The sequence below is a fragment of the Candidatus Zixiibacteriota bacterium genome (assembly GCA_036480375.1).
Classification (GTDB): Bacteria; Zixibacteria; MSB-5A5; order GN15; family JAAZOE01; genus JAZGGI01.
This window is the reverse complement of sequence record JAZGGI010000016.1, coordinates 1-18358: the sequence shown is the minus strand read 5'-3', so window position 1 is coordinate 18358 and position 18358 is coordinate 1. Positions and strand designations below refer to the sequence as shown.

The window sequence follows — 18358 nt, the reverse complement described above, 5'->3', positions numbered from 1 at the left end:
GATCTTTACATCGCCATCCGTTTGGATTTTTGCGCCTCAATATACATTGAACGCAGCTTGGCGTATTTGAGCAGCGTCCCGGTTGATGTCAGGTAAGCGATTAAGAAACCTTCCCAGCCATCCCGCCATCCTTTTTGAATTATAAATTTCCTTAAAAAAGAAAACGGCGGTTTTATGGCCAGATAATAAGGTGAGCACTTCCTGCCCCTTTTGAATAATTCTTCCGCGCCCAAAGTTGAATACTGGTCAAGCTTGCGCAGATAATCCTCCAGTGTCGGATACGAATAATGCATCATGGGATTATGCAGCTTGCCTGTCGGGCCGTCGACTTCGACCTTTTCATGCACCAGCACATCGGTAAACCGGCCGGTAGATTTTTTGAACAATCTTAAAACAAAATCGGGATACCATCCCGAGAACAAAATCCATTTACCCAAAAATTGCGTCTTGCGAGGAATAAAATAGCCATCATGCGGCGGGTCTTTTTCCAAAAGTTGCAGGATTTCATTTTTCAGCGTGAAGGAGATTTCCTCATCGGCATCGATAGAAAGAACCCAGCCGCCGGTAGCCTTGTCCAGAGCGAACTGCTTGGCCTGACCAAAACCGGTCCATTCCGGACTAAAAATACGAGCGTCGAATTTCTGAGCGATTTCAATCGTCTGGTCGGTCGAATGCGAATCCACGATCACTATTTCATCTGCCCATGACACCGATTGCAGACATCGCTCAAGATTGGCCTCTTCATTCTTGGTAATAAGTATGGCCGATATTTTCACCGGGAAACCTCTGCTTTCAATAATTTCGACACTTCATTATATACGTCATCGACCTCGATATCAAAGATATTGTAATTGTTATTCGACACCACCGCTCCCCCGTCCTGATTATACGGCTTCCACAATTTGAAATTCTTGTCGAAGCGAGTATATAAACCAACCACCGGGATCCTGAAGGCCCGCGCGATATGTACCAATGACGTATCGGGCGTTACAAGAAGCTCCAAACGGCTGATAATCGCCGACACTTCCAGTAGATTAAGCCCTTCGGGAAATGTATAGACTCTCGAATCAAATTTGCTCGCCAGAGTTTCGGCCCGTTTTCGTTCGGTTGGATCAGACGATATCACTACCCGAAATCCTTCATGATTATCAAGAAACCTGTTGACCAATTCGATATTTTTCTCTACGGGCCAGACCCGGGTTGCCCGCCCCGCCGAAATATTCAGTCCTACTAATTTATCTCCCGTGCCGTCTTGAATCGATTTAATGAATCGCTCGGCGACTTCAAAACATTTTTCATCAATCGTCGGAGGAACATGCTTTTCTAAATCATCGGTTTCAATTCCAAAAGCGGTTAGAAGTTTGATGGTGTTGTCAACAACATGCGCCTCATCGCCGGTGCGGTATTTATAATTGAAATCATAATATTCGCGATGCCTCGTTTTGCCGACCCCGATGCGCCATGCGCCCGGAGAACTGTATTGCGATAGAAATAAGGCCGTCACCGAATCATCACAAATCATATCCACCACCGCGTCAACTTTCAGACTTCTCACCTTACCGAGCACTTTCAGGTCGCGGAAAAAATTCTTGGTATAAAGGAAGTTCTTTTCGATATGAGCGCTATTTTTCACAACCGCAATATTCCTCGGCGAGCAGATTGTAAATAATTTCAAATGCGGATAGAGATTTTTGAGATTATAAAATACTGGCAGCGAGATTACCATATCCCCCAATTTCTCCGGCCGAAGAAAAAGGACTTTTTTGATTTCCAACGGATTTATAGACGTGAAATCCTTCCGCCCCTTTTTCAAATACAGGCGCGACACCCAAAATAACATTCGCTTGAATCCGTGCTCAAGCCTTTTGAGAATAGGTTTCTTCATTTCACCAGCTTCAATAAATGCGCTTCAACTTTATCGACCATAACTTCCGAACTGAATTTCTCCACGAATTTTCCATATCCGGTCCGGCCGTACCTCTCGCGTAATTCCTTATCATTATAAAACCGTTCTATCGCCTTTGTCAAATCGGCCGCATCGCCAGGATTGACTAAAATCGCGTTTTCGTTTTCCGATACAACTTCGGGAATTCCCCCCACTCGCGTCGCCACAATCGGCAATCCCGCCGCCATCGCTTCGACCAGGACAATCCCGAACGGTTCGATCACCGCCGGATGAACATATAAATCAGAACTAAACACGGCCCGCTGATGTTTCTCCGGCAACCCGGCAAAAATAAATCGAGAACTGTATCCGATGGCGTCAATTTGCTTTTCCAGCTTACCCTGTAATGGCCCATCACCCAGCCAGAGAAAAAAGATATTTTTGTATTTTTTCAAAAGAAGCTCTGCTGCTTCAATCAAGTACTTATGGCCTTTCTGCTCAACAAATCTCCCCGACGTCAAACACACAAACGCATCGTCAGGAATATTATATTTTCCCCTTAAAAATGCCCGTCCATCCTCCCGGTTTAATTTCCACAATTCCGGATCGATTCCAATCGGAATAATATCAAATTCGCGATTTTCAATATAACCCGATTCAACAATCTCATCTCGCAAATGGCTCGACGGCACAATGACCGAATCAACAAATCCAGAAAACAAATGCTTATGTGACCACGATTTCCTGGCCAAATTTACTCCCGGACTCCAGACAATTTTATACTTCCCGCCAAATATCATCGCCAACCCCGCCATCCGCACATCCCTGACAAAATTACAAACGACAACATCGATCGAATATAGATGGCATAAATTTGAAATCTTCTTAATCACAAACGGATTAAAGTCACCGGATATTTTCAATGGACAAACGGTTAAACTCAGATGCGAAGAAATCCTTTTTAAAAACTCCGAACCGCTGCGACCGGCAAAAAATATGCGATGATCTTTTTGAGCCAGACCCAGACCGCACATCTCCATCCAGTTTTCCAAACCGCCCCAGATCGACTTATCAATCGAATTGAGAAATAAAATATTAAGACAGGCCATTGCTATTCTGAAACTGCATTTGATACAACCGGGCGTACAGACCGCCTTCGTCCAAAAGCGTCTGATGGTTCCCCTGCTGCACGATGCGTCCCTTATCCATAACCAGAATTTTATCCGCCGACGTAATCGTTGACAGCCGATGCGCGATGACCAGCGTCGTCCGGCCCTGCATCAAACGATTAATCGCCTCCTGAACCTGAACCTCCGATTCCGTATCCAGTGACGAGGTCGCTTCATCAAAAATCAAAATATCCGGATTCCGCAGAAGCGCCCGAGCGATGGCCAATCGCTGCCGCTGTCCCCCGGAAAGCATCACGCCTCGATTGCCAATTTGCGTTTCGAATTTATCCGGCAATCGCAGAATAAAATCATAAGCATTAGCCATCTTCGCCGCCGAGACGAGATCATCCTCGCAAATATCAGATATGCCGTAAGCGACATTATTCCGTACCGTATCATTGAACAAAAAAGTTTCCTGAGTAACGATTCCCATCAGCGATCGCAAACTACGAATAGAGGTATTTTTTATGTCGATGCCGTCAATCTCGATCCGGCCGGCCTGAGGATCATAAAACCTCGGCAACAAATCAAACAATGTTGATTTCCCGGCCCCGCTCGGTCCAACCACCGCGAATATCTGTCCCTTTTTGACCTCAAACGATATCTTATCCAGCACCCGGTCGCCGGTATCATAAGCAAAAACAATATTCTTATAATTTATCGAATCCGTAAAGCTCTTTATCTCGACCGGATTATCAGCATCCATCACCCGCGGTGGCGTTTCCAAGACTTCAAATATCCGTCCCGCCGCCGCCATTCCTTCCTGAACTTTAATATGAATATTGGAAAGCGATTTGACCGGTTTAATCATCGAGAACATGGCAAATATAAACAGGATAAAATCTTCAGCCTCCAACGTCGATTCGGCCGCCAGAATTTTGGTTCCGGCATACCACAAAATAAATAATCCCGCCGCCGTCGCCAAAATATCGTTGATTGGCGTCGCCAGCATCCGCACCCTGACCATCTTGAGGAGAGCTTTGAAAAATCGATGGGTCGCGTTATTGAATTTGCCAATCTCGAATTTATCCATGGCATACGCCTTGACAATTCGAATATTGGATACATTCTCTTCCAGCACCGATGTAACGTCGGCCATCCGCTCTTGCGACCGTACCGAATACTTCCGCAGCTTCCGTCCCACGAAATAGATAAAATAAAATATAATCGGCAAAACGATTGACGCCAGAAGCGTCAGCTTCCAGCTTAGAATAATCAGAAACGAGGCAAAAATCACCACTGCCAGTGAATCCGCTACCAGATGATTGAAGCCAATATCAATAGTTTCATTGAGGACAACCACATCATTGGTCACTCGTGACATCAACTGACCCGTTCGCGTTCGATGAAAATACGCCATTGATAATTTCTGATACTGCTCAAAAAGGCGATTGCGAATATTGCGGATAAACGACTGTTGTACAAACGCCATAAAAAATCCCTGGATGTACAGGAAGACGTTTTTCAAAACAGCAATCAGAAGCGTCACCCAGCAGATCCGGACCAGCGTATCGGTCTTGTCCGGCCGGACAATAATACTGTCGATTTTGGTTTTTATCCAAATTTTTATTTCTTCAGGCGTCTCCAGCGCTTTATCAATAAAGGTCTTCGCCCCTTCCGGATTTTCAACCGATTCGACTATCGCCGACGGCGGCGTCAAACCGGACAGTCCCGTCAGATCGCCTCCATCGGGCGAAAATAGCGTTCCCAACAAAGGCCCGATCATCCATATCAGCGCCCCGGATAATACCGCGAACATCATCGCCGATAACGATGACACGACCAGCCTAAACCAGTACGGCCGGATGAGGCGAAAAGTTTTCAGGTACAAATTAGCCATAGATTTGGAACATAATATATCGGCTAATCCCCGTCAACCGGGGGATATTGAAAACTGGCTGAAGGCTCCTTCAACAAACACCAAAAAAAATTAGATTGATTCAATTCTCCGCGCCGAGGCGGGAAAAACGACTTCAAATTTCCGCTTTTTTAATTGAATATTGTATTGTTGTTCCCGCACAAATCCCCGGGCGCGGAAATTGTAGTTATCGTTATAATAGAGAATATCATTCGTTTTATAAAATGGATACTTAGTCGAATGAGAACCATAATTGACAACTATGGAATCGCCGCAATTTGAATCGATCAATTTTTCTTTCTTGGGAAGCCGCCTCTTATTTAGTAATATTGTACGGTCAAATCGGCCATCCTGATATTTCAATCTCCAGGGATTATCATAGAAAACCGCAAAATCATCAACTTCGTAAGTATCTATTCTGCCGGATAATAACGATAATACATAAAGTAATACTTCACCTGGACTTGAGCATTCCGACCCGGAATTCAATTCCGCCAACTGCCCGGAGAAATATTCATTCTCAGAACTAAAATATACCGTCACAACATCATTTATGACATTTCCCTTAAAAGCCCCTTTGCCCACATATCCCCGACCATAAAATCCAACCGAATCACCCGAAAAATACACTTCGGTCGTCACCGAAAATTTCTTTCCATCATCGTTTATCCGCAGGTCAATCAAATAGGCCGCCGAGCGGAATTGTCCGGATCGTTGGCTGACATTACTTGAATAATCATGGATAACTTTTTTATCATCTATACGACCGGCCTTGTACGGAGTACACGAAACAATAATCAGGCACCATACGATTATTATCGAAAAGCGCGTCATCTTACATCGAAATGCCGGAAAACAAAAGCACAAAAAATTTAATAAACGGCCCCAGGATGAGCCAGATTAATGATACCGGAAGAACAAAACCGCTAAATATCAATATCATCAGGATTATGGGAGAAAAACGCTGGATACTGTCAAAAAACGGACCGTATTTCTCGGGCGCAATATTCCGCAAAATATGAGAACCATCCAGAGGAAAAATCGGAATCAAGTTAAAAATCGCCAGGGATACGTTTATAGATATCATAAAAAACAGAAATAAATAAAAAGCGTCAAAATTCGGAAACATATTTAATCCTGACAGGATTCGCCATAATGTTCCAAAAATCAACGCCAATCCCATATTCGATAGCGGCCCGGCCGCGGAAATCCAAAAATCATCATGGCGTAGATTCTTTAGATTATAGGGATTGACCGGAACCGGCTTGGCCCACCCAAACCTGAAATTCGAGACAACCAGCATCAAAGTACCCATTAAATCCAGATGGGCCAGGGGATTTAGAGTCAATCGACCCATATCTTTGGCAGTCGGATCGCCTAATTTATTAGCCGTCCAGGCATGGAAGAATTCATGCACCGTCAGCGAAAATATTATTGCCGGAGCGGCAAGGACTATTGTTTGTACATTCATAAAAAACCTCGAAGTAAATACTTATGCCTTTATACGATGCTTCGAGGTTAAAGTCAAAGAATTTTTAAGCATAAACTCCGCGCAGGAGCAAAACTTCGGTCACTCTCCGAACAGCCAGAATATAAGAAGCCAACCGGAGCGAACATTTAAACTCTTTGGAAACTTCATAAACATCGGTAAACGCCCGAACCATGTGTTCTTCCAGACGGTTATTGACGTCTTCCTCACTCCAGAAATACCCGAGTCGATCCTGCACCCACTCAAAATAAGAAACCGTAACTCCTCCGGCGTTGCACAAAATATCAGGTATAACCGTTATGCCATTCTCGAATAATATTTTGGCGGCATCCGGCGTCGTCGGGCCGTTGGCTCCTTCGCCGATAATCTTTGCTTTTATCCTGCCGGCATTCTCATCCGTAATCACGTTTTCCAGCGCCGCCGGTACCAGAATATCGCAATCATATTCCAAAATCGTTTCATTATCTATCGCCGCCGCCCTGGTAAAGCCAACGATACTTCCTTTATTCTGGCTGGAATACTCAATTAAAGCGTCTATATCTATTCCTTTTTTATTCTCCAGTCCGCCATTGACGTCGCTCACGGCAATAATCTTCAAGCCCATTCCATTTAGAGATTTGGCCGTGATGGAACCGACGTTGCCGAATCCCTGAATCGCCGCAGTGCAATCTTTAAGTTTCATCCCCAGGGATTTGGCCGCTTCCCGAATCGTAATTCCGACGCCGTTGCCGGTGGCGTCATGCCGTCCCCGCGAGCCTCCCAATACAACCGGCTTGCCGGTCACCACCGAAGAATTATAATTGCCCGAATGCATGCAATAGGTGTCCATAATCCAGGCCATTGTCTGTTCATTGGTATTGACATCCGGAGCTGGGATATCTTTTTCGGGTCCGAACACATCAATCAAATCGGCCGTATATCTCCGCGTCAATCGCTCAAGTTCGTTGGGCGACATTTTTTTCGGATCGCATGTGATCCCCCCTTTGGCGCCTCCAAACGGTATCCCCATGACGGCGCATTTCCAGGTCATCCACGCCGCCAGCGACTTTACTTCATCGAGATTCACCTTGGGATGATAACGAATCCCCCCCTTGCCCGGTCCCCGGACCATCGAATGCTGCACCCGATAACCGACGAAAGTCTGAAATGATCCGTCATCCATTTGGATCGGCAAATTCACCATCGTAACCTTACGAGGTTCCTGAATTATCTTGAGCAGATTCGAATCGAGATTTATCGCTTTAGCCGCTGCGGCCAGGTATTGCAAAACATACTCATAAGTTGATACTGGAATCGTTTTTGATCTTGGCTCAGCCATAATCGCTCCCTTATTGGAAAATAACTAATTTTTGTAAATTGGCGCTTATTATCTCGAAACAAACTCGGAATCGCCGTCAAAAAATCGCCACAATTTTCCCCGGCCATTTTTTATACCGATGCGAGGAGACGATTTCATATTGATTACGTGTTTGCCGCGGTCGATGATGTATAATTTTTCGCCGGTCAGATCAAATCCATTTTGTTCCCGTGTCAACCCGAAAGCGCGGCAAAATTTCCCCGGCCCGTTCGTACATTTCTGACAATTCTCCGGCGAACTATTTTTCAGTATTTCAATTCCGTTCACCGGCTCCACCCCCCTGACCAAAACCGCGGCCGGATTATTTTTCTCTTCAGTAACAATGTTAAAACAATGATACATCCCATAGATAAAATAAATATAGGAAAAGCCGCCCGGCCCGAACATGACCGAGTTGCGCTCCGTTTTACCCACCGCGGCATGGCAAGCCGGGTCGTCCTGACCAATATACGCCTCGACTTCGACTATATCCCCGGCGATTATTCCATCCGGATGATGATAAACAATTGTCTTTCGCAGTAGTTCCCTGGCCACTGTCAAAGTCGGCCGATTATAAAAAGATCTCGATAATTTCGCCCCGGATAGATTCATACCTGATACAACTCATTCATCCGTATAAGGAAATAGTTCGTACGCCACCGTCGATGCGATTTCAAAATCGAGAGCCAATTGTGACGGCTTATGCGCGTCCGATCCAACCGATTTCAAACGCACCCCTTTTTCCCTCGCCAGATTGATGATTTCCATAGTGGGATAATATTCGCTCAGACCATGCCGAATCGCCGACGTATTAATCTCATACCCGATATCATTGACTTTCATAATATCAAACAATTTCTCGATCCGTCCCCGGTGAATTGTGTTGATCTCCTCACCGAAATGCTCCAGCCCATATTTTCTATAAACATCAATATGCGCGATACAATCGAACAAACCGCTTCCGGCGCAATCACATAATTTCTCAAAATAATTATCCGCGATTCTATCAAGAGGCATCTCCGCAAATAATTTCTTTGCGTCATTCTCTGAACAAACACACAACCCGTTTATTGTATGCACCGCCCCGATTTTATAATCGAGGGGAAACTTCTCGATTACTCTCGATATTTCTTTTTCGCATCCTTCAAACCATCCGAATTCCAATCCCGAGCGAACCATCATCCCCAGCATCCCGTATTCTTCATGCACCCGCGCGATATCTTTTAGGTAATGCTCAATGGCGTCATCGGACAACTTCTCCCTCTTACCCTCAATGACAATGGCAAAATCCTCAGGATGCTTCGGATCGGCATCATAATGCGTCGTAAAACACAACTCCAGAACATATGCATTTAAAGCCGCCTGACAATAATCATCAAGACTCCCCTCGGCATCTATCGAATAATTGGGATGGACATGAAAATCGGCGGCCAGTTCCACCATCGGTCCCATCATGTCATTCATAGCCGCCTCCAATCAAAAACGGATTGCATTTACGCTCAAATCCGATCGATGTCGCTGGGCCATGCCCCGGATAACAGACCGTATCATCAGGCAATGCCAGAAGTTTGGTCTTGATTGACTCGATCAATTGTTCATGACTACACCCCGGAAAATCCGTCCGCCCGATCGAACCGAAAAACAAGGTATCTCCGCAAAAGAGTATTTTATCCAAATAGTAACACACACCTCCGGGAGAATGCCCCGGTGTTTGAATGACCGTGAATTTATGAGAACCAAAACTCACGACATCATCGTCAACAAGTAGTCTCTCCGACTGGGGGCACACCACCGGACTCCCCACCGCCGAAGACATATTTTTCTCAGCCGACGCCAGAAGCTCCTCCTCGCCTTTTCCGGCGTATAGAGGGATCTTGAATTTATCAACGATTTCGTTAACCCCTCCGACATGATCTCCATGCCCGTGGGTCAAAATCACCGCCATTGGCTTCATACCTGATTTATCTGCCTCACTTATTATCCTCTCTGCCTCGTCGCCCGGATCGATTATAACTCCCTCCTGGGATTTTTCATCATATACGAGATAACAATTAGTCTGGAACATACTCACAACGATTGTTTCAATTTTCATAAAAATCCTTTCACGCCGAATTACACCAAACTAAGGCCGAATAATAATAAGGCAACTGATTTTTTTATCCATTAAGTAAAAATAAAAAATATTGCCTAAAAAATGTAAATTCTCCTCTGGAAAATGCCAAAAAAATTAATTTAAATAGTCATTATATCTATTGACGTGACGAAACAAATATTGTAAAATACACGTCCTTTTACAGAGGACAAAATTATGGATAATGAAGCACGAGAGATTATAAGTGGTTTGAAGTCAAGAATTTCCAAAATCGGGAGGTTTCTTTGACTTAGACCGGCGTCGTGAAAAAATTAACAAACTCGAAAAAACCAGCGCCGATCCCGACTTCTGGAATAATCAGGAAAACGCTCAGGCGGTCATGCGTGAACTCGCCAATCATAAAAAATGGGTTGATGAATTCGAAAAACTCGAATCCGAATTTAACGACCTAGTCGAACTAAGCGAATTAACCGGCGATAACCCCCAAGACTTTGCCGACGTCAAAAAAAGCCTGGAAGAATTTATCACAATCGTCGATGATTTTGAATTATCCACCTACCTTTCCGGAAACGATGATCTTCGCAACGCTATTCTGACAATTCATCCCGGAGCCGGCGGGACTGAATCACAGGATTGGGCCGAAATGCTTTTTCGCATGTACAACCGCTGGGCTGAATCTCAAGGCTACTCGGTTAGCCTGATCGATTATCAACCCGGAGAAGAAGCCGGGCTAAAATCAGCCACCATCTCTATCAAAGGCGAATATGTTTACGGCTACCTCAAATCCGAATCAGGTGTTCACCGCCTGGTACGCATATCCCCCTTCGACGCCAACAGCCGCCGCCACACATCATTTGTCTCAATCCACGTCAGTCCCGAAATCGACAACAATATCGAAATCGATATTAACGAGGATGAATTACGAATTGATACTTATCGAGCTTCCGGTGCGGGCGGCCAGCACGTCAATAAGACTTCTTCAGCCGTGCGCATCACGCATATCCCGTCCGGGATCGTCGTACAGTGCCAATCGGAACGCAGCCAGCACAAAAACCGCGCTTCGGCTATGAAAGTATTGAAATCGCGATTATACCAGTTGGCTCTCGAAGAAAAGCAAAAAGAACAGGAAAAATATACTAAAGACAAAAAGAAAATTGAATGGGGCAGTCAGATACGCAGTTATGTCTTTCACCCCTATAACATGGTCAAAGACCATCGCACCGACGCGGAAACCTCCAATATCCAAAAAGTCATGGACGGCGACCTTGAACTTTTTATTAACGCCTTCCTGACTTCGGGATTGGGAAAATTAAATTAAAAGGGGATTTATATTATGAAAGTTCTTGATCAAATTAAAGATAAAGCCCGGGCCTTAGGGCGAACTGTCGTTCTGCCCGAAGGAAATGAAGAACGCTCAATAATCGCCGCCAAAAGCCTGACCGAACAGAACATTGCCAAAGTAATTCTTCTCGGCGATATCGATAAGGTCAAATCTTTATGTGGACAGCAAGGGCTCGATCCCGAATCGATCTCGATAATCCACCCTGAATCTTCACCCGATTTCGATTCCTACGTCGAGCTTCTTCTGGAACGGCGTAAAGCCAAAGGCATGACCAAAGACGATGCCGTTGAACTTATGAAACAGGAACTTTTCTTCGGCGCTGCTATGGTAAAATCAGGGAAAGCCGACGCATCCGTCGCCGGAGCCGTCAATACCACCGGCAAAGTACTAAGGGCGGCTTTGTACGTCATTGGACTGGCTGAAGGAATAAATACTCTTTCCTCATGTTTTTTAATGACTCTGCCGAAATTTCTCGATACCGTAGAAAAAGTCTTCACCTTCGCCGACTGCGCCGTGGTTCCCAACCCCAACCCCCAACAGTTGGCGTCTATCGCCGCCTCAAGTGCTGATACGATGAAAAAACTGACGGGTGAAGAACCCAAAGTTGCTTTTCTTTCATTTTCCACCAAAGGTTCCGCAAAGCATAGCGATATAGATAAAGTTACGGAAGCTCTTGATATATTCAAAAAAGATTACCCGGACATTGAAGCCGATGGCGAATTACAGCTCGACGCCGCCGTCATCCCCGCCATCGGTCAGAAAAAAGCTCCCGGCTCAACCGTCGCTGGCAGCGCCAATGTCCTGATATTCCCCGATCTTGATGCCGGAAATATCGGATATAAATTGGCCCAGCGCATGGCTGGAGCCACGGCCACCGGTCCTATTATTCAGGGTCTGGAAGTACCTGCCAATGACCTTTCGCGGGGATGTTCCGCCGATGATATCGTCGATGTCTCGGCCATTGCAGTTCTTTTGAAAGGATAAACAATGAGTCTTAGTAAATTGGCGCTTAAAATATCCGAATCTCCAACCCTGGCGCTAAACCAGAAAGCCGGTCAATTGCGTGATGCGGGAGAACCGGTCATACATCTGGGCGCAGGCGAGCCAAAATCAAAAGTTCCTTTCGACGCCATTCAAGCCGCCTCTTCAAAATTAACGACCGCCGAAATCAGATATACGCCCACCAAAGGCATCGCTCCCCTGATAAACGCCATAATTAAATACACTGAAGAGAATTATCATAAAACCTTCGCCCATGATAACGTGGTCGTTTCAGCCGGAGCTAAACAGGCGATATATAATCTAATGATGACCCTTCTTAATCCTAACGATGAAGTCATCATGCTCGCTCCCTATTGGGTCAGCTACCCGGAAATTATCAAAATGCTCTATGGTAAACCGGTTGTCGTCAATCCCCCGAACGGTACCTTTGAGCCTCGCATTCAGGACATCAGTGATAAATTAGGCTCCAAAACAAAGGCGATCATTGTCAACAGCCCCAATAACCCTTCGGGAGTTATGTACTCGGCAGAGTTAATCGCGGCCTTGGTCGAGCTTTGTGAGAAAAAGGGCGTCTATTTGATTATGGACGATATCTATCACAAGCTAATCTTTGACGATAAAAAATGGCCCATTTGTTATGATTACGCCAAAGATAATTCGGACTCTTCACTGCTCATCGTTGTCAACGGCGTCTCCAAAATGTACGCCATGACCGGATTTCGCATCGGCTGGACCATCGCTAATAAAGAAATCACCGAAACGATTATAAACGTCGCCGCTCAAAACACATCCTGCCCCTCCGTCGTGCAGCAGGTGGCCGCCGCGGGAGCGTTGAACGGAGACCAGAACAGCGTTGAAAACTTGCGCTTGATGCTTGAAAATAACCGCAATATTATGCTCGAAGAATTAAATTCCGTTAATGGTCTTAAAACGCATAAATCCGAAGGCACTTTTTATTGTCTGCCCGATTTTCGTGCCTTTGGAAAAGACTCGACCCAATTGTCAAAATTCCTACTTGAGAAAGCTTTAGTCGTTTCCGTTCCGGGAGGAGAATTTGGATTGGAAGGACATCTGCGCTTGAGCTATTGCGGCTCTGTTAAAGATATCAAAGACGGCGTCGCTCGTATCAAATGGGCCTTTGATCCCGATTCACCCGATGAAATCTATATCGGTGACAGGAAAATCAAAAGGGATTGGCTATGAGCAATAATCTCTCGAGTATAAAAACTCCCGCGCCGGATAAGGCCGGAGCATTCAAAAGCGAATTCGGACTGGACACTATTGGGTTGACGAATCTTAACACTGTTTACTGGAATCTAAATACCGAAGACTTGTACGAAGAAATTTTATTTCGGGGCGAAGGGATTCGCTCAGAAGCGGGGCCGATTATCGTTCACACCGGCGAAAAAACCGCCCGTTCCACCAACGATAAATTTACTGTCAAAGAATCGACCACCGGAAAAAATATCTGGTGGGGTGAATATAATCGTCCTTTTAATCCTGACAATTTCAACGCCCTGGCCAATCGCATTAGGGCATTCATGCAAAAAAGAGATGTTTTCGTTCAGGATTGTTACGCATGCGCGGATGAAAATTATCGTCTCCCCGTGCGAGTGATTACAGAATATGCATGGCACAGCCTTCATGCCCGCAATATGTTGATTCAACCGCAAACTGAGCAGGAACTCAAACAGTTTGTTCCCGAATTTTCGATTATAGACGTCCCCTCATTTTGCGCTGCGCCGGAAATCGATGGAACGGCTTCCAGCGCTTTTGTCATATTAAATCTCGAACAGAGATTATGCCTTATTGGAAACATCGGATACGCCGGAGAAATAAAGAAATCCGTGTTTTCTATCCTGAATTATCTATTGCCGCAAGAGAGTGTTTTAACCATGCACTGCGGCGCCAATACCGACTCCGAAGGAAATACGGCTCTCTTTTTGGGGCTTTCCGGAACCGGTAAAACGACGCTCTCAACCGACTCCATCCGTAACCTTGTTGGTGATGATGAAATTGGATGGAATGATGAAGGCATCTTTAATTTTGAGGGCGGCTGCTACGCCAAAACTCTTTCCCTCTCTCCCGATGACCAGCCGATAATCTACTCCGGCGCCCGCAAATTCGGAACCGTCCTCGAAAATGTAATTTATAATCCGGAAACTAAAGAAATCGATTTTAATGATGGCAGTCTCACTGAAAACACTCGCGCGGCATACCCATTGAAATTTGTTGAAAATAGCGTTGCAACCTCAACTGGCAATCATCCGAAAAACATTTTCCTGCTCACTTGCGATGCGAACGGCGTCATACCTCCCATCGCCCGCCTGACTCCCGAGCAGGCCATATATTATTTCATATCCGGATACACATCGAAAATCCCGGGCACTGAAATGGATTTGGGTAAAGAGCCTGAGGCTACGTTCAGTCCTTGTTTTGCTGCACCATTTATGCCGCACCATCCCTGCAAATACGCCAAAATGCTGAAGAATAAAATTCTCAGATACAACCCTCAATGCTGGTTAATCAATACCGGATGGATCGGGGGCAAATACGGCGTCGGCAAACGAGTGAGTATTCCGCAAACTCGAACGCTAATTCATGCCGCCCTCGACGGCACTCTTGATAATGTCGATTATCACGCAGATCCCGTCTTTGGCTTTAATATCCCTGAAATATGCAAAGACATCCCCAAACATATCCTCCGTCCCGAACTAACCAGGGACAATCCGGATGCGTATAGAGATAAGCGCCGTCAATTGGCATTGTTGTTCATCGAGAATTTCAAGAAATTCGCCGATAATATGCCGCGGGAAATAATAGAAGCCGGACCTGAATTGCCCGAGAAAATTACCGTTTAGAATAAGGAAATGAATTAACAGGAGAACTCTTATCATGCCGACATACCAGTATATTTGCAAACACTGCCAGCATGAATTCGAGGAATTTCAGAGCATCGTCGAAGAGCCAATTTCAAAATGCCCCAAATGCGGAGAAAAGCCGCAGCGACTGATCACTGGCGGCGCTGGATTTTTATTAAAAGGCTCCGGATTTTACACGACTGATTACCGCTCTGCTTCATACAAAAAAGATGCCGCCAATGACAAGCCCCCGATTCCTAAAACTGACACCGCCAAAAAATCCGACACATCGGCAAAAAAGATATCAAAAGACTAAATCCTATGTCTCTGGAAAAAACAAAAATAGAAATTATAAAAAAAACCCTTCCCTCCGAACGGGTCTTTTTTAATTTCAATAACTATCCCGAATACACCCAGGACGCTACCGAGGAAATTTTTGTCCCCGACATTCTCTTTTTCGCCGAATCGGAAAATGATATAGTCACAGCCATCAATTTATGCCGGGAAAACCAAATCCCGTTTATCGCCCGCGGAGCCGGAACCGGATACTCCGGAGGAGCCCTGGCCATAAACGGCGGCCTCCTGCTCTCTATTGAAAAGATGAATTCAATCAAAATTGACACGGATAAACAAACAGCCATTGTCGGCCCCGGGGCTATCACTGGCAACATCATGAAAGCGGCCGAATCAAAAAATCTCTTCTACCCTCCCGATCCGGCCAGCTTTGAGGAATCAACCATTGCCGGAAACCTTGCCGAAAACGCCGGAGGATTGCGCTGCAAAAAATACGGTGTCACCAAAGATTATGCCATCTCCATTCGAGGCATCAACTCCCGAGGTAATATTTTAGAAATCGGCCACGCTTCTCCTTTCGGCCTTCTTGACCTTATCGTCGGATCGGAGGGCACCCTCATTGTTTTCACACAAATCACCCTCCGCCTGATAAAAAAACCTGTCCCTGGCGATACCATCCTGGCCACTTTCAACAATGCCGTCAACGCCGCTTCCGTCGTCTCTCAAATCACAGCTTCCGGAATCGTCCCGTGCATAATGGAATTCATGGACAAAGGCGCCATCGAATGCTCCAATCAGTACGATCCCGCCAATGCCATCGACCCCGCCGCCGCCCTTCTACTCTTTGAAACCGATGGCCCTAACGCCAAATCCGAGGCCGAAGAAATAATCAAAATCTGCAGAAAATTATCCCCCGTGATTTTGCGCCGCGCCAAAGATGAAGCCGAACGACAAACCCTCTGGGCCACCCGCCGAAATTTATCCCATGCCGTCAAGCATGTTTACAAAACTAAAATATCCGAAGATGTCTGTGTCCCTCCTTCCCGCCTGTCCGAATTGGTGGCGTTCACCAACGAACTCGCCGCTGAATTTGAAATCGATATCAACTCATATGGCCACGCCGGCGACGGCAACCTCCACGTCAATTTCCTCGGCGTGACCGGCTCGGAACGTGAAAACATCGAGATTCAGGATGGTGTGGCACGCCTGTTCAAAAAAACTCTCGAACTGGGAGGGACTCTTTCAGGCGAGCATGGCATCGGTATCGCCAAGAAAAAATTTATCAAAGATGAGTTTGACCCAAATACTCTTAATTTCATGAAGAGAACAAAAACCGTTTTAGACCCTTTTAAGATCTTAAATCCGGGAAAAATCTTCGAATAAATCAAAAAAAACGGAGTCAATTGCGCAGGAAATATTGACAAATTTGCAGAAATGTATTTTATTGTCACCAAGTGATAAGTTTCACAAAGTCGAATATAGATTTTTAGACCGAATGATAATCATTATTACTAAATTGGGAGGTATAAATGTCTAAATTAAAGGCCAAATTTGAGAGCTTGATTCCCGGGATGCGCGATGAAATCCGCAACCTGATAAAGGAACACGGCTCAAAAGTGGTTTCCGAGGTTACTCTCAAGCAGGTGTACGGCGGTATGCGCGGCGTCCGCGGCCTGGTTTGTGACACTTCTCTGGTTCCCCCGGAAAAAGGACTCATTATTCGCGGCATCCGGCTTAAAGAATTATTCGATAAGTGGCCCGAAGAAATCTTCTGGCTCCTCGTCACTGGCGAACTTCCGACCAAAGACGAAGTCAAGGACTTGCAGAATGATTACAAAAAACACGCCGGCGTTCCCAGTTATGTCTGGGACGTTCTCCGAGCCATGCCGGAAAATTCTCATCCGATGTGCATGCTCGATACCGGTATCCTGGCGATGGAAGGCGAATCGGTCTTCCGCAAACGCTACACCGAAGGCATGGCCAAAACCGATTACTGGGAACCGACCCTCGAAGACAGTATGCGCATATTAGCCATCCTGCCCGAACTCGCGGCCGGTGTTTATCGCATCCGTTACAAAAAAGGCGATCTGATCGCTCCCGATCCGAACCTCGACTGGGGCGCGGATTATGCCCGGATGCTCGGTATCGATGACCCAACCGGCATTTTCGCCAAACTGATGCGTCTCTACCTGACTCTCCATTGCGACCATGAAGGCGGCAATGTATCGGCCCACGCCTGCCATTGCGTCGCCTCGGCCCTGTCCGACCCGTACTATGCCATTTCCGCAGGTCTCAACGGACTGGCCGGCCCTCTGCACGGCTTGGCCAACCAGGAATGCCTCAAGTGGGTTATCGAGGTCATGGATAATTTCGGTGGAGCGCCCACGAATGAACAACTCGAAAAATTCGCCTGGGACACTCTCAATTCCGGTAAAGTCATCCCTGGATACGGCCACGCCGTCCTGAGAATCACCGATCCTCGTTTCGATGCGTTCCTCGCCTTCGGTAAGGAACACTGTGCTGACGATCCGGTGTATCAAACTGTTGCGCGCGTCTTTGAGGTTGTCCCCGGAGTATTGCGGCAAATCAAAAAGATTTCCGATCCGTGGCCAAACGTCGATGCCGGTTCCGGCGCTTTGTTGTACAAGTTCGGCCTGACCGAATTTGAATACTACACGGTTCTTTTCTCGGTATCCCGTGCGATGGGTATGGCTTCTCAGCTTATCGTTTCGCGGGCCTGGGGCGAGGCGATTGAGCGTCCGAAATCATCGACCACCGAATGGCTCAAAAACAAAGTCGGCGCCTAAACACCCGACGAATAAATATCTCGTAGGTCGGAACCCCTGCGGTTTCGACAAATAATCTGGTAGGTCGGAACCCCTGCGGTTTCGACAAATAATCTGGTAGCGACTGTCTTTAATGTCAAGCTAATTTAGGGTTCCACCTTTCTTTTTTTGCGAGCATCGTGTTAAGAATGGTTATCATTTTCCTCATCACTGCAACCAAGGCGGTCATTTTGCTTTTTCCTTG

18 protein-coding genes are annotated in these 18358 nt (G+C 46.1%); 7 read left to right on the top strand and 11 right to left on the bottom strand.

The window, feature by feature from the left end; translation table 11 throughout:
* Positions 1 to 5: 5 nt before the first annotated feature.
* The 10 genes from V3V99_03390 to V3V99_03345 all read right to left on the bottom strand — a co-directional run bounded on the left by V3V99_03390 (position 6) and on the right by V3V99_03345 (position 9829).
* On the bottom strand, positions 6 to 776 hold the full coding sequence (locus tag V3V99_03390; protein ID MEE9441691.1) for a glycosyltransferase family 2 protein: 771 nt from the start codon (positions 774 to 776) through the stop codon (positions 6 to 8).
* The gene (locus tag V3V99_03385) at positions 773 to 1885 is read right to left on the bottom strand and encodes a glycosyltransferase family 9 protein (GenBank protein ID MEE9441690.1); all 1113 of its coding nucleotides are present in this window, start codon (positions 1883 to 1885) and stop codon (positions 773 to 775) included. Before V3V99_03385 ends, V3V99_03390 begins: the two co-directional genes overlap by 4 nt.
* Entirely contained in the window at positions 1882 to 2994 is a 1113-nt protein-coding gene (locus V3V99_03380) for a glycosyltransferase family 4 protein (protein MEE9441689.1), read from the bottom strand. The genes V3V99_03385 and V3V99_03380 overlap by 4 nt, the downstream gene beginning before the upstream one ends.
* A complete protein-coding gene (locus tag V3V99_03375) occupies positions 2981 to 4894 on the bottom strand; it encodes an ABC transporter ATP-binding protein (protein ID MEE9441688.1) in 1914 nt (637 codons plus the stop codon). The genes V3V99_03380 and V3V99_03375 overlap by 14 nt, the downstream gene beginning before the upstream one ends.
* A gap of 90 nt (positions 4895 to 4984) precedes the next feature.
* Entirely contained in the window at positions 4985 to 5746 is a 762-nt protein-coding gene (locus V3V99_03370; GenBank protein ID MEE9441687.1) for a hypothetical protein, read from the bottom strand.
* A gap of 1 nt (position 5747) precedes the next feature.
* On the bottom strand, positions 5748 to 6383 hold the full coding sequence (locus V3V99_03365) for a site-2 protease family protein (protein ID MEE9441686.1): 636 nt from the start codon (positions 6381 to 6383) through the stop codon (positions 5748 to 5750).
* 64 nt (positions 6384 to 6447) lie between these two features.
* A complete protein-coding gene (locus V3V99_03360; GenBank protein ID MEE9441685.1) occupies positions 6448 to 7719 on the bottom strand; it encodes a Glu/Leu/Phe/Val dehydrogenase in 1272 nt (423 codons plus the stop codon).
* 48 nt (positions 7720 to 7767) lie between these two features.
* Positions 7768 to 8349: a DNA-3-methyladenine glycosylase gene (locus V3V99_03355; protein ID MEE9441684.1), complete on the bottom strand. Its 582-nt coding sequence runs from the start codon at positions 8347 to 8349 to the stop codon at positions 7768 to 7770.
* Between the two features lie 12 nt (positions 8350 to 8361).
* Complete coding sequence (locus V3V99_03350) at positions 8362 to 9201, bottom strand: histidinol-phosphatase HisJ family protein (GenBank protein MEE9441683.1); 840 nt, start codon at positions 9199 to 9201, stop codon at positions 8362 to 8364.
* Entirely contained in the window at positions 9194 to 9829 is a 636-nt protein-coding gene (locus tag V3V99_03345) for an MBL fold metallo-hydrolase (protein ID MEE9441682.1), read from the bottom strand. Before V3V99_03345 ends, V3V99_03350 begins: the two co-directional genes overlap by 8 nt.
* A 216-nt stretch (positions 9830 to 10045) precedes the next feature.
* On the opposite strand from V3V99_03345, the gene prfB reads away from it, so the two are divergent.
* From prfB to V3V99_03310, 7 genes are all read left to right on the top strand, one after another.
* A protein-coding gene (gene prfB / locus V3V99_03340; GenBank protein MEE9441681.1) for a peptide chain release factor 2 occupies positions 10046 to 11147 on the top strand; the annotation gives its coding sequence in 2 pieces (ribosomal slippage) (positions 10046 to 10114 and positions 10116 to 11147; 1101 coding nt in all).
* A 15-nt stretch (positions 11148 to 11162) separates the two neighbouring features.
* The gene (pta, locus tag V3V99_03335) at positions 11163 to 12155 is read left to right on the top strand and encodes a phosphate acetyltransferase (protein MEE9441680.1); all 993 of its coding nucleotides are present in this window, start codon (positions 11163 to 11165) and stop codon (positions 12153 to 12155) included.
* Positions 12156 to 12158: 3 nt separating this feature from the next.
* Positions 12159 to 13376, top strand: a complete 1218-nt coding sequence (locus V3V99_03330; protein ID MEE9441679.1) for a pyridoxal phosphate-dependent aminotransferase — start codon at positions 12159 to 12161, stop codon at positions 13374 to 13376.
* The gene (gene pckA, locus V3V99_03325) at positions 13373 to 15034 is read left to right on the top strand and encodes a phosphoenolpyruvate carboxykinase (ATP) (protein MEE9441678.1); all 1662 of its coding nucleotides are present in this window, start codon (positions 13373 to 13375) and stop codon (positions 15032 to 15034) included. The genes V3V99_03330 and pckA overlap by 4 nt, the downstream gene beginning before the upstream one ends.
* A gap of 34 nt (positions 15035 to 15068) precedes the next feature.
* Positions 15069 to 15350 (top strand): zinc ribbon domain-containing protein, encoded by a 282-nt coding sequence (locus V3V99_03320; GenBank protein ID MEE9441677.1) that lies wholly within the window; start codon positions 15069 to 15071, stop codon positions 15348 to 15350.
* 5 nt (positions 15351 to 15355) lie between these two features.
* Positions 15356 to 16711 carry an FAD-linked oxidase C-terminal domain-containing protein gene (locus V3V99_03315; GenBank protein MEE9441676.1) on the top strand — a complete coding sequence of 452 codons (1356 nt, stop codon included), beginning with the start codon at positions 15356 to 15358 and terminating at the stop codon, positions 16709 to 16711.
* Positions 16712 to 16857: 146 nt separating this feature from the next.
* Complete coding sequence (locus V3V99_03310; GenBank protein MEE9441675.1) at positions 16858 to 18135, top strand: citrate (Si)-synthase; 1278 nt, start codon at positions 16858 to 16860, stop codon at positions 18133 to 18135.
* A gap of 115 nt (positions 18136 to 18250) precedes the next feature.
* Here V3V99_03310 and V3V99_03305 read toward each other — a convergent pair.
* The coding region (locus V3V99_03305; protein ID MEE9441674.1) for an IS110 family transposase at positions 18251 to 18358 on the bottom strand (108 nt) is incomplete at its 5' end.